This is a genomic window from Leifsonia poae, from assembly GCF_027921845.1.
In the GTDB taxonomy this organism is placed as follows: Bacteria; Actinomycetota; Actinomycetes; order Actinomycetales; family Microbacteriaceae; genus Leifsonia; species Leifsonia poae.
Genome location: NZ_BSEN01000001.1, coordinates 573,942 through 586,355, shown reverse-complemented (window position 1 = coordinate 586,355; position 12,414 = coordinate 573,942). Strand labels below are relative to the sequence as shown.

At 70.3% G+C, this 12,414-nt stretch carries 10 protein-coding genes; 8 read left to right on the top strand and 2 right to left on the bottom strand.

All coding sequences use genetic code 11. The features are described 5' to 3' along the window. The first annotated feature begins 12 nt into the window (after window positions 1-12). On the top strand, window positions 13-1,053 hold the full coding sequence (locus PKE84_RS02755; protein ID WP_271175659.1) for an FUSC family protein: 1,041 nt from the start codon (window positions 13-15) through the stop codon (window positions 1,051-1,053). A gap of 127 nt (window positions 1,054-1,180) precedes the next feature. Here the strand turns inward: PKE84_RS02755 and PKE84_RS02750 are convergent, their stop codons facing one another. Both PKE84_RS02750 and PKE84_RS02745 read right to left on the bottom strand, forming a co-directional pair. Then, window positions 1,181-2,008, bottom strand: coding sequence for an oxygenase MpaB family protein (locus PKE84_RS02750; RefSeq protein ID WP_271175658.1), 828 nt, complete (start codon window positions 2,006-2,008; stop codon window positions 1,181-1,183). Window positions 2,009-2,144: 136 nt separating this feature from the next. Next, complete coding sequence (locus PKE84_RS02745; RefSeq protein WP_271175657.1) at window positions 2,145-3,647, bottom strand: hypothetical protein; 1,503 nt, start codon at window positions 3,645-3,647, stop codon at window positions 2,145-2,147. A gap of 276 nt (window positions 3,648-3,923) precedes the next feature. Here PKE84_RS02745 and sucC point away from each other — a divergent pair, with 276 nt between their 5' ends. From sucC to purH, 7 genes are all read left to right on the top strand, one after another. Next, a complete protein-coding gene (gene sucC, locus PKE84_RS02740; RefSeq protein ID WP_271175656.1) occupies window positions 3,924-5,087 on the top strand; it encodes an ADP-forming succinate--CoA ligase subunit beta in 1,164 nt (387 codons plus the stop codon). Between the two features lie 16 nt (window positions 5,088-5,103). After that, entirely contained in the window at window positions 5,104-5,991 is an 888-nt protein-coding gene (gene sucD, locus PKE84_RS02735) for a succinate--CoA ligase subunit alpha (RefSeq protein WP_271175655.1), read from the top strand. A 114-nt stretch (window positions 5,992-6,105) separates the two neighbouring features. Continuing rightward, window positions 6,106-7,515, top strand: a complete 1,410-nt coding sequence (locus PKE84_RS02730) for a hypothetical protein (protein ID WP_271175654.1) — start codon at window positions 6,106-6,108, stop codon at window positions 7,513-7,515. A gap of 56 nt (window positions 7,516-7,571) precedes the next feature. Then, complete coding sequence (locus tag PKE84_RS02725; protein WP_271175653.1) at window positions 7,572-8,882, top strand: cell division protein PerM; 1,311 nt, start codon at window positions 7,572-7,574, stop codon at window positions 8,880-8,882. 32 nt (window positions 8,883-8,914) lie between these two features. After that, window positions 8,915-10,201: a threonine/serine exporter family protein gene (locus PKE84_RS02720; RefSeq protein ID WP_271175652.1), complete on the top strand. Its 1,287-nt coding sequence runs from the start codon at window positions 8,915-8,917 to the stop codon at window positions 10,199-10,201. Between the two features lie 30 nt (window positions 10,202-10,231). Then, complete coding sequence (gene purN / locus PKE84_RS02715; protein ID WP_271175651.1) at window positions 10,232-10,825, top strand: phosphoribosylglycinamide formyltransferase; 594 nt, start codon at window positions 10,232-10,234, stop codon at window positions 10,823-10,825. Beyond that, window positions 10,822-12,402 carry a bifunctional phosphoribosylaminoimidazolecarboxamide formyltransferase/IMP cyclohydrolase gene (gene purH, locus PKE84_RS02710; RefSeq protein WP_271175650.1) on the top strand — a complete coding sequence of 527 codons (1,581 nt, stop codon included), beginning with the start codon at window positions 10,822-10,824 and terminating at the stop codon, window positions 12,400-12,402. Before purN ends, purH begins: the two co-directional genes overlap by 4 nt. Window positions 12,403-12,414: the final 12 nt, after the last annotated feature.

Below are 12,414 nucleotides of genomic sequence, written 5' to 3'. Positions count from 1 at the left end.
TCGGGACTCAGCGTGGAAGTGGGCCTGCGTGCGGCGCTCGCGGTGGGTGTCCCGTTGTTGGTGCTGCTCGCCGTAGGCCGGCTGGACCTGACCGCCTATGCGACCTTCGGTGCGTTCACGGCGCTCTACGGCCGCAACGAGCCGTACCGGTTGCGCATCCGGAGCGTGTCGGTCGGTGCGGTCGCGCTGCTGGTCAGCATCACGCTCGGGATCCTCGTCGCCGCGCTCGGCGAGCCCCTCTGGCTGCTCGCTCCGCTGCTGCTCGTGATCGTCGCCGGCGGGACGCTTCTCGCAGCGACGTTCCAACTGATCCCCGCCCAGCCGTTGTTCTTCGTGTTCGCTCTGCTCGTCTGCGCCGCGGTGCCGACCCCCGCGGCCGACATCGTGCCGCGCGTGCTGCTCGCGGCGTCGGTCGCGGTGTTCTCGTGGCTGCTGACGATGTCGGGCTGGCTGCTGCGACGTGCGCGCGGGCTCGATCGCGGCGTGTTCGGAGAGCTGTTCTTCAAGGAGCTCCGCCGCGCCCCGAGCGTCGACCGCGGGGCCGTTCGCGACCTGCGCGTCTGGCTCACCATCGCCCAGAACCTCCTCGGTGTGCTCATCGCCGGCGGAATTGCGCTGCTGTTCGGCCTCGGCCACGCCTACTGGGCGATCGTGAGCCTCGTCGCCGTCATCCCGCCCGCCAGGTCGGCCCACTCGATCTCCCGTTCGGTCCACCGGATCGTCGGAACCGTCGTCGGCGTGGGCGTCACGGTGCTTCTGCTGTTCTGGTCGCCTCCTCCGCTGTTCGTGATCGCCGTGATCGTCGTGTGCCAGGTCTTCGCGGAGATCCTGGTCGGACGGCACTACGGCTCCGCTCTGGTGTTCATCACGCCGATGGCGCTGTCGGTGTCGCACCTGGTGAGTCCGGTGCCCCTCAGCGTGCTCGCCGTCGACCGGGTGCTCGAGACCGTGCTCGGCGCGGGGGTGGGCATCGTGCTCGTGCTCGCCGCCCGGTGGGTGGAGCGTCGGTTCGTCGAGTCATCTGGGCGGCGGGGAGCCCCGGCGGCCGGGTAGCTGCGTGGCCCGGGTAGCTGCGTGGTCGGGGTGGCTGCGTGGTCGGGGTGGCTGCGTAGTCGGGCGGCAGTCAGGGAGTCGAGGGGGGAGCGTGTTCTGCCTCCCGGCGGCCGGACCGCGCCTGCGGCTAGGGAGTCGCGCGGTCGCGTCTCGCGGCGTCGTCGGCGGTCATCCGTCGCAGCCGCTTCAGGTAGATCTCCTTGGGCCGATGCCGAAGGGAACGGGGCAGTCGCGGGTAGACCCGCGCAGCCCAGCGCATCCAGCCGTCGAAACGTCGCTGGTCGCGGGAGGTCCACGCCAGGCCGAAGCCCGCGCGCACGCCGTCCGGCAGGAGACCGATGGTCACGAGCCGCCCCTGCGGCATGAGGGCGCGCACCCACCAGGGAACCCCGCGCGGCTGCAGGAGCTGACTCGCGACCCGCGTCGTCTCCGCGGTCGGCTGCAGCAGGGCGAGCGTCTCGTTCCAATAGGCGGCGAACGCGCGACGATCGGCCGGCCACAGCGAGGCGGGCAGCTGCAGCCCGGTTCCGACCACGGCGAAGTCGCGGTAGATCGTGTCGGCCTCGTCATCGGTGAGCGCCGGGAAGACGCGCTCGTAGATGGTCATCATGGTCTCGTAGAGCGTCGCCGCGACCCACAGCTGGAGTTCCGGATCGAAGGCGTTGTAGGCCGGCCCGGCCGTGCCAGCGGGAGCCTGGACGGGAACATGGGCGCGGTTCACCGCGCGCCGGATCGTGGCCAGCTCTTCGGGGTCCGCGTACACCGAGGCGTAGACGTACGTCATGGTCGCGTGCAGGCGGTCCATGATGCGGGTCGCGAAGTCGCTGTGCTCGACGACGCCGCGACCGACCGCGGGGTGGGCGATCTGCAGCAGCAGGGCCCGGCCGCCGCCGACGAGGTTGAGGGCCTCGGCGGCGACGTCGGTGAGATCTCGACGGGTCGACGTGATGGGCACGCAGCCATCCTCCCGCGCGTTTCTGCGAAGAAGCGACACGGCATGGGCATTCGGGCGGGGATCTGACGCAGAGAACCGGCACCGACGGAGACCCGGCGCCATCGGAGACCCGGCGCCATCGCAGACGCTGCCGTCATCAGGCCGACCTGCGCTTACCAGCTCGATGCGCCGAACGACGACGAGTCTTCAGCGCGACGACGAGAGCAGCGCTCCCGCCGATGACGGAGGCCGCGGCAGCCGCCACAACCGGCACGGGGACGTCGGTTCCGGTGGCCGCGAGTGCTGCCACGGCCGGTGCCGGTGCTGGTGCCGGCACTTCGGGGGCCTCGGGGGCTACGGGAGCGGCGGGAGCGACCACCTGTGTGATCTCGCTGGCGACGCCGAACGTCGACTGCCACGCTCGCAGACGGGAACCACCCTGATCGGCCGGCGTGCGTTCCGGTTCGATCCTCTCGACCCAGACGTAGTTGCCGGGTTCGCTGACGGTGCACGGCTCGGTGTCGTACTCCCCGGGTCCGGAGATGGCCAGTTCGACGGTGCACACGACGGGTGCACCGTCCGGGGCCGTCGGCGCCGGCTCGATCTCCTCGGGGAACGGTCCGAGGAGGGTGCTCTCGACGATCGCCCCGACGGGCTGCATGCCGTCGTCGGAGGACCAGACGCCCCAGGTGGGGAGGAGTCCGTCTCCCTGCTCGACCTCGACGGTCAGGTGATCGCTGACGGCAGCGCCGGGAGTCGCCTCGGCCGCACTCGTGACGGTGCGGACGACGGGCTGGAACGGCAGCGGCGAGACGCCGGTGACCTCGGCCTCGGCCGACGCCTTCGCGGTCGCCGGCACGGCGATCAGCAGGGACTGCGCGTCGCCCCGCGGGACGGCCACCCGAAGCCGGTCGCCGTACGGGAGCTCCCCGAAAGCCGCGGCGGCGGTGACGGAGACGGTCTGCTCGGTGCCGGTCGGCGTGATCGACAGGTCGACGCCGTTGCTCACCGTGGCCGAGGTCGTCCCGTCGTCGAAGACCGCGCCCACCAGCTCGACCGTCGCCGAGTGCGTCCGTGGCGCGATCATCTCGGTGCCGGTCAGCCGGTCGACGACGAGCTCCACCCGTGCCCGGCCCGCGGCGGCGTCGGCGAGCTCGACGGTGGTGGTGGCCCTCACGGCGCGAGACGCCTGCCGTTGCGTCTCGGTGATCATCGACTTCGCGCGAGCCAGCACCTTCGCAGCGTCTGCGCCGGCTCGCGCGGCGTACGACTCGGGCGTCTTCCCATTGAGCCCCGCGATCATCCACGTGGCCAGCTGCCCGGCCGCGGCTGTGGTGCGGTCGGAGGTGCCCGCCCAGCTGCGCGAGATGTAGGCGAGCTGGGCGGACTTCTCGGGCGTGAACCAGCCGAGCGTCTCACCCTCGACGACGTCGGCGCCGAACCCGACGGGGCTCTCGCGGCCGGCGTTGAGACAGAATCCCTGAGAGCCGTCGTCGAGCGTGTAGGTTCCGAGCCACCATCCGTCGCTGGAGAAGTAGCCGGGGCCGTGGCCGTTCGCTGTGAGGGCGTCGGCGCGCGCGGCGGGGGCGACGACCGAGAGGAAGACGAGGAGGGCGAGCAGAGCGAAGGTCGTTGCGGCAGAGGTGAGGCGATGTGTCATGGCTCAACGCTCGCGGTTCGGAACGCCCTGCGGACCGCGCGGCCGCTAACTGTGGAGAGCCTCGAGGTGGGGTGCGCATGTGGAGGCGTCGGCCCATCCGGACACCCGGTCGTCGGCCACCCGGCCACCCGGCCGTTGCGCGGGCGTTCAGCCGGACGCGCTAGAGTTCTCACTGGCGAATTTATCTCGGCGTCGAGCTAAATCGCGTTGGAAACCGCCCAGAAAACCACAAAGCGCACGTCACGAGCGCGCGCGGCACCAGCGGATTGGATAACCGTGGATCTATACGAGTATCAGGCCAGAGACCTGTTTGAGCAGTACGGGGTCCCGGTCCTTCCGGGCATCGTCGCGGACACCCCCGAGGAGGTGCGCGCAGCGGCCGAGAAGCTCGGCGGCGTGGTCGTCGTCAAGGCGCAGGTCAAGGTGGGTGGTCGTGGCAAGGCCGGCGGCGTCAAGGTCGCCAAGAACCCTGACGAGGCGGAAGAGGCGGCTCGCGCCATCCTGGGTCTCGACATCAAGGGCCACATCGTCCGTCGCGTGATGGTCGCCGGCGGCGCCCGCATCGCGAAGGAGTTCTACTTCTCGGTGCTGCTGGACCGGGCCAACCGCTCCTACCTGTCGCTCACGAGCGTCGAGGGCGGCATGGAGATCGAGCAGCTCGCGGTCGAGAAGCCCGAGGCGCTCGCCCGTATCGAGGTCGACCCGATCACCGGTGTCGACACCGCGAAGGCCACGGAGATCGCGAAGGCCGCCGGCTTCCCCGACGAGCTCGTCGAGAAGGTCGCCGACGTCTTCGTGAAGCTCTACGACGTGTACAAGGGCGAGGACGCGACGCTCGTCGAGGTCAACCCGCTCGTGCTCACCGAGGAGGGCGACATCATCGCCCTCGACGGCAAGGTCACGCTCGACGAGAACGCCGGCTTCCGCCACCCGAACCACGAGGCGCTCGAGGACGCGGCAGCAGCAGACCCGCTCGAGGCCAAGGCGAAGGCGAGCGACCTCAACTACGTGAAGCTCGACGGCGAGGTCGGCATCATCGGCAACGGCGCGGGGCTGGTCATGAGCACCCTCGACGTGGTCGCGTACGCCGGCGAGAAGCACAAGGGCGTCAAGCCCGCCAACTTCCTCGACATCGGCGGCGGAGCGTCGGCAGCCGTCATGGCGGCCGGGCTCGACGTGATCCTCAACGACCCGCAGGTCAAGAGCGTGTTCGTCAACGTCTTCGGAGGGATCACCGCCTGCGATGCCGTCGCGAACGGCATCGTCAAGGCGCTGGAGATCCTCGGCGACGAGGCGAACAAGCCGCTCGTGGTGCGTCTCGACGGCAACAACGTCGACGAGGGTCGCCGCATCCTCACCGAGGCAGCTCACCCGCTGGTGACGCTGGCTCTCACCATGGACGAAGGCGCCGACAAGGCCGCCGAACTGGCTGCGAAGTAAGGGCGCGAGAAGAACAATGTCTATCTTCCTCAACAAGGATTCCAAGGTCATCGTGCAGGGCATCACCGGCGGTGAGGGCACCAAGCACACCGCCCTCATGCTGAAGGCCGGCACGCAGGTCGTCGGCGGCGTGAACGCGCGCAAGGCCGGCACGACCGTCACGCACGGCGACGTCGAGCTGCCCGTGTTCGGCACGGTCGCCGAGGCCATCGAGAAGACCGGCGCCGACGTGTCGATCGCATTCGTCCCCCCGGCGTTCACGAAGGATGCGGTGATCGAGGCGATCGACGCCGAGATCCCGCTGCTCGTGATCATCACCGAGGGCGTGCCCGTGCAGGACTCGGCCGAGTTCTGGGCCTACGCGCAGGAGAAGGGCAACAAGACCCGCATCATCGGTCCGAACTGCCCCGGCATCATCACCCCGGGTGAGTCGCTCGTCGGCATCACCCCGGCCAACATCACGGGCAAGGGCCCGATCGGTCTCGTCTCGAAGTCGGGCACGCTGACCTACCAGATGATGTACGAGCTGCGCGACCTGGGCTTCTCGACCGCCATCGGCATCGGCGGCGACCCGATCATCGGCACGACGCACATCGACGCGCTCGCCGCGTTCGAGGCCGACCCGGAGACCAAGGCGATCGTGATGATCGGCGAGATCGGCGGCGACGCGGAAGAGCGGGCAGCCGACTTCATCAAGGCCAACGTGACCAAGCCGGTCGTCGGCTACGTCGCCGGCTTCACCGCGCCGGAGGGCAAGACGATGGGCCACGCCGGCGCGATCGTCTCGGGCTCGGCCGGTACCGCACAGGCGAAGAAGGAGGCCCTCGAGGCCGCCGGTGTCAAGGTCGGCAAGACGCCGAGCGAGACGGCTTCCCTCCTGCGCGAGGTGTACGCCGCGCTCTGATCACGTCCTCCACAGTCACGGGCCCCGCGGATTCGTCCACGGGGCCCGTACTCGTTTCCCTGCCGGACAGCGCCTCAGCGCTACAGTGAGCACAACGAGGGAACGGGGTCGATCATGGCACGGGTGACGAGTTCGGAACTGCTCGCGAAGATCGAGCGGCTCGAAGGCGAGAACGCAGCACTGCGCGAGCGGCTCGATAACGCGCAAACCATGCCGATCCCGCCGCTGGAAGGCGATGGCGTCTCCGGCGGGGGAGACGTCGTGGCCACCCGCCGCAAACGCGGCTGGGGCTGGACGCTGCTGGCCACCGTGCTCATCCTCATCGGCGCCATTCTCGCCCCGGTCGCCGTCGCGGCGTCCTGGGCCAAGGTGCAGCTCACCGACACCGACAGCTTCGTCGCCGCCTACGCCCCGCTCGCCGATGATCCCGGTGTCCAGGCCTACGTGACCGACCAGGCGGTCCAGGTCATCCAGCAGAACGTCGACATCCCGGCCCTCACCTCGCAGGTGATCGACGGCATCACCTCGCTCGGCACCGGTCCGGTCGCGACGAAGGCACTCGAGGCGCTGAAGGGACCGGCCGCGCAGGGCATCGTCACGCTGGTGAAGTCGACGGTCGGCAACTTCGTGGCCTCGGATGCGTTCGCGGAAGTGTGGCAGCAGGCTCTGAGAGCGAGCCACGCGCAGTTCGTCGCCACGATGCAGGGCGACCCCAAGGCGGCGATCGCGGTCGGCTCCGACGGCTCCGTCGGCGTTCAGCTCGGGCCGATCATCGACCGCGTGAAACAACTGCTCGTGCAGCAGGGGATGACGTTCGCGTCGCAGATACCGAGCGTCGATCGCACCATCACCGTCGCGCAGAACTCCTCGCTGCCGACGATCCAGCTCTTCTACGGGCTCGCCGTCGGCGCGGGTGCCTGGCTGCCGTGGGTGGCGCTCCTGTTCCTCGCGGCGGGCGTGCTCGTCGCCCGGCGGCGGGCGCTCGCACTGGTCTGGTCGGCGGTCGCGCTGGCGCTCGGGATGGTCGTCATCGTCGCGGGCATCGCCATCGGGCGCCTCGTCTTCATCGCCTCGGTGTCCCCATCGCTCCTCCCGTCGGATGTCGCGAGAACCGTGTTCTCGACGGTCACCACCGCGATGGTCGATACCGGCGTCGCCGTGCTCGTGCTGGCGATCGTGGTGGCGCTGGTGGCCTGGTACTCCGGCCCGTTCGCGGTGCCACGGCGCCTCAGGGGCTTCTTCGGCGCCGGCACGACATGGGTGCGCGAGGCGGCTGAGCGGCACGGCATCTCGACGGGGCGCACGGGCGAGTGGCTCTATGCGCAGCGGGTGCTGCTGCGGGCGGCGATCGCGGTCATCGCGGCGGCGGTCGTGCTCTTCGTCCGACCGCTCACGCCGGGCCTCATCATCTGGACCCTGGTGATCGCGGCGATCGTCATCGTGATCCTCGAACTCGTCCAGCGTCCCGTGATCACGGTGCCGGAGACGGCGGACGACGAGACGCCGATCGTCACCGTACCCTGAGCGCGCGAAGTGTCGAGGCCCCGGCCGTAGCGGGGGCAGGTAGGCTCCGTTCGGTCATGAATCGAACAACCGTCGCCCTGCTCGCCGCGCTGGAGGCGGTCATCGTCGTCGCGATCGGGCTCGGCATCAGTCTGGTGCCGCTCACCATCCTCTGGGCGGCGCAGTACCATCTCGCGGCCGACTGGTTCGTCTTCTGGCGGGCGTCGGCCGACATCTGGCTCGTCGGGCACGGGGTCGACCTCACCGTCGCGTTGAACGCGCAGCTCGGCACGGCCCTCGGACTTCCCGGCGCCGTCGCGCCCTTCACCATCACGATCGCCGCTCTCGGTTTCGCGGCGCTCACGACCGGACTCGGCGTGCGCACCGGCCTCCGCGCCTCCGAGACGCCGTACCGCGTGACCGGTGCGGTCAGCGCCGTCGTCACCGTCGGGCTGCTGGCCGCCGTCGTCACCTTCACGGCGCGCAGTGCTCCGGTCATGCCGTCCGCCTGGCAGGGCATCCTGCTGCCACCCCTCGTCTACGCCATCGGGATCGGACTCGGCCTGGTGTTCGCCCATCTGCGGCGGGAGCCGGCCGTGGGCGCCGCGGCCGGGCCGGCCGGCGCAGCAGGCGCACCCGGCGCCGGCATCCGGGACACGGGCGCCACCGCGGACGCGACGGACGCACCACGTCGACCCGTACCCGGCGGATTGATCCGAGGGTGGCTCGATGCGATCCCGCTCGTCGTCAGGGACATCGCGGCCGGCGCCCTGCGCGCAGGAACGGCGGCGGCAGCGATGGTCATCGCCGGGGCCGGCATCATCCTCGCCATCCTGATCGTGGTGAACTTCGGCGCCGTCATCGGCCTCTACGAGCAGCTGCAGGCGGGCGGGCTCGGCGGTGCCGCGCTCACGATCGGCCAGCTGTCGGTGCTGCCGAATCTCGTGATCTGGCTGGCCTCGTGGATGATCGGACCCGGCTTCGCGATCGGCACCGGGTCATCCGTGAGTCCGATCGGCACCGAGCTGGGCCCGATCCCCGGGCTGCCGCTGTTCGGTGTCATCCCGCCCGGCGGGTTCTCATTCGGACTGATCGGCGTGCTCGTGCCCATCGTCGCCGGCTTCCTCGCCGCCGGACTGCTGCGCTGGCGGATCGAGTCCGCCAACGCGCATCGCGGCACCGCCACCCTCTTCCTCACCGCGCTCGCCATCGGTATCGTTGCGGGCATCGAGCTCGGGCTGCTCGCGTGGTGGTCGTCCGGGTCACTCGGGCCGGGCCGGCTCCATGACGTCGGGCCGAACCCGTGGCTCGTCGGGGCGATCGCGGCCGGTGAAGTGGCCGTCGCCGCGGTCATCGGTCTACTGGCAGGAGGGCGGTCGCGACGGTGAATGCGTGGCGGTCGCAGTTCCGTCTGCCGAGGGTGCGTTTCCATGCCCGGTCGCTGGAGGCGACGCCGCGGGTCGACAGCCCGTCCGAGGAGCTCCAGGAGTTCCTGGTGAAGCTGGGCAGTGCGCTCCTCTCGGTGGGAACCGCCGCCACCGACATCCAGCGCACGCTCACCTGGGTGGCGATCGCGCTCGGTTCGCCGAAGACCGCCCTCATCGTCTTCCCCACGCTGATCTTCGTCGGGATGCCGGACGAGAAGGAGACGCGGTTCGAGGTCGCCGAGCCGACAGGTGGCGAGGTGCGCTTCGACCGGGCGTCGCACATCTACGCCGTCGTCGACCAGGCGACGGCCGGCACGATCACCGCCGCGCAGGGCATCGAGGCCATCGATGCGATCATCGCCGCCAAGCCGCGATTCGGCACCACGCTGCGGGTGCTCGGACACGGCCTCGCCGCCGCCGGCGTCGGACTGGTGCTGCTCGGTGCCGATCCGCTCAGCATGGCCTACGCCTTCGTGCTCGGTGTGCTGGTCGGGATCGCGAAGCTGGTCGTGCGGCCCGGCACCTACGCCGCCATCCTGCTGCCGGTGCTGACCGCATTCGTGCTCGCGCTGCTCGTGTTCTCGGCAGCAGGGGCCCACCTCATCCAGGAGCCCCTGCAGGTGCTGGTGCCGCCGCTGGTCACGCTGCTGCCCGGTGCGGTGCTGACCACGGGCATCCAGGAGCTCGCGGCCGGTGACATGGTCGCGGGCTCGAGCCGCCTGGTCTCGGGGATCGCGCAGCTGCTCTTCCTCGCCTTCGGGATCATCGCCGCCCTCACCATCACGGGTGTCCCCGCGTCTGTCGCGCTCTTCGCGAGCCAGCCTGCGCTCGGCGCCGTGCAGCCCTGGCTCGGCGTGCTGCTCTTCTCCCTCGGGGTCTTCCTGTACTACTGCGGACCGCGCCGCTCCCTGTACTTCCTGACGCTCGTGCTCCTGGTCGCCTACGGCGGCCAGGTGCTGGGCTCCTTCCTGGCCGGCAACGTATTCAGCGGCTTCTTCGGCGCCTTGGCGCTCACCGTCGTCGCCTACCTCGTGCAGTCCATCCCCGGAGCCCCGCCGGCCGTCGTCTGCTTCCTGCCTGCCTTCTGGCTGCTGGTCCCCGGCGCGACCGGCCTGATCGGACTCACCCAGAGTGCGGCGGGGACGAACCTGGATGCGGCCAGTCTCACCGCCCTGATCGGGTCCCTGGTCGCCATCGCGCTCGGCGTGCTCACGGGCACGGCGCTCTTCCGGCAGATCTTCCGGATCGCCCCCGCCCGGTGGGGTCTCCGGCTGGTCTGACCCGCCTGAGGCGCCCGGTAGGCTGGGGGCGTGCTCTCGATTGTCGTGCTGATCTCCGGCGGCGGGTCGAACCTGCGTGCCCTCCTCGAGGCCTCCGAGGACGCCGAGTTCCCCGCCCGCGTCGTCGCCGTCGGAGCCGACCGCGACGCCGACGGCCTCGCTCACGCCGAGGAGTTCGGCATCCCGTCGTTCACCGTGCCGTTCTCGTCGTTCGACGACCGCGAGGAGTGGGGAGACACCCTGCTCGAGCAGATCCAGCAGTGGCAGCCCGACCTCGTCATCCTGTCGGGGTTCATGCGCCTGGTGCCGCGGCGCGTGGTGGAGGCGTTCTCGCCGTTCCTCATCAACACGCACCCCGCCTACCTGCCCGAGTTCCCCGGCGCCCACGGCGTGCGGGATGCTCTGGCCGCGGGTGCCACGCAGACCGGCGCCAGCCTCATCGTGGTCGACAACGGCGTGGATGCCGGCCCGATCATCAGCCAGGAGCGCGTCCCCGTGCACGCGGGCGACACCGAGGCCGCCCTGCACGAGCGCATCAAACCCGTGGAGCGACGGCTGCTCATCGACGCCGTGCTCGACATCGCCAACGGACACATCGACCTCAAGGAGCTCGCACGAGTATGAGTGGACCCAGCCACGACTCCAGCCTCTACCGCGAACGCGACATCGTTCCCATCCGCCGTGCACTGATCTCGGTCAGTGACAAGTCCGGACTGCTCGACCTGGCCGAGGCGCTCGCCGGGGCCGGTGTGGAGATCGTGTCGACCGGCAGCACCGCCTCGACCATCCGCGACGCCGGGTACGCCGTGACCGACGTCGCCAGCGTCACCGGATTCCCCGAGTCCCTCGACGGCCGTGTGAAGACCCTGCACCCCGCCATCCACTCGGGGCTGCTCGCCGATCTGCGGCTCGAGTCGCACGAGACGCAGTTGAAGGACCTCGAGATCAAGCCGTTCGAGCTGGTCGTCGTGAACCTCTACCCCTTCGTCGAGACGGTCGCCTCGGGCGCCGTCGGCAACGATGTCGTCGAGCAGATCGACATCGGGGGCCCGGCGATGGTGAGGGCGTCGGCCAAGAACCATGCGAACGTGGCGATCGTCGTGTCGCCGTCGCACTACCCGTCGATCCTCGAGGCGCTCGCCGCGGGAGGCACCACCTTCGAGCAGCGCCGCGCGCTCGCCGCCGAAGCCTTCGCCCACACGGCCGCCTACGACGGCGCCGTCGCGGCCTGGTTCGCGGGCGACGCCCCGTCGACCGCCGACTTCCCCGAGCGTTTCGCCGTTCAGGCCGAGCTGAAGCAGACCCTGCGTTACGGCGAGAACTCCCACCAGGCCGCCGCCCTCTACGTCGACCCGGCCGGCCGCGGCATCGCGCAGGCCACGCAGCTCGGTGGCAAGGAGATGTCGTACAACAACTTCGTCGACGCGGATGCCGCGCTGCGCAGCGCGTACGACTTCAGCGAGCCCGCGGTCGCCATCATCAAGCACGCCAACCCGTGCGGCATCGCGGTGGCGGACGACATCGCCGTGGCCCATCGCAAGGCGCACGAGTGCGACCCCGTCTCGGCCTACGGCGGCGTCATCGCGGCGAACCGCACCGTCACGCTCGCGATGGCGGAGACCGTGAAGGGCATCTTCACCGAGGTCCTGATCGCGCCGGCGTACGAGCCAGAGGCGCTCGCCCTGCTGCAGACCAAGAAGAACCTGCGCATCCTGCAGCTGCCGGAGGGGTATGCGCGGGCGCGCACCGAGTTCCGTCAGCTTTCCGGCGGCGTTCTCGTGCAGGACTCCGACCGGTTCGACGAGTTCAGCTCGGCGGGCTGGACGCTCGTCTCCGGCGACGAGGCCGACGCCGCGACGCGTTCCGACCTCGAATTCGCCTGGAAGGCCTGCCGCGCGGTCAAGTCGAACGCCATCCTGCTGGCACACGACGGGGCATCCGTCGGCGTCGGCATGGGCCAGGTCAACCGCGTCGACTCGTGCAACCTCGCCGTCGCGCGCGCGGGCGACCGCGCCGCCGGATCCGTCGCCGCCTCGGACGCGTTCTTCCCCTTCGCCGACGGCCCCGAGATCCTGATCGCCGCCGGCGTGCGTGCCATCGTGCAGCCGGGCGGGTCCATCCGGGACGACGAGGTCATCGCCGCGGCGCAGGCCGCCGGCGTGACGATGTACTTCACGGGGGAGCGGCACTTCTTCCACTGAGCCGCGCGCTGG

What these genes read in the sequence shown, in the direction of transcription:
- sucD (WP_271175655.1), top strand. Translation starts at nt 5,104, where the DNA reads ATGTCTATCTTCCTCAACAAGGATTCCAAGGTCATCGTGCAGGGCATC.
- purH (WP_271175650.1), top strand. Translation starts at nt 10,822, where the DNA reads ATGAGTGGACCCAGCCACGACTCCAGCCTCTACCGCGAACGCGACATC.
- PKE84_RS02730 (WP_271175654.1), top strand. Translation starts at nt 6,106, where the DNA reads ATGGCACGGGTGACGAGTTCGGAACTGCTCGCGAAGATCGAGCGGCTC.
- PKE84_RS02725 (WP_271175653.1), top strand. Translation starts at nt 7,572, where the DNA reads ATGAATCGAACAACCGTCGCCCTGCTCGCCGCGCTGGAGGCGGTCATC.
- PKE84_RS02745 (WP_271175657.1), bottom strand. Translation starts at nt 3,647, where the DNA reads ATGACACATCGCCTCACCTCTGCCGCAACGACCTTCGCTCTGCTCGCC.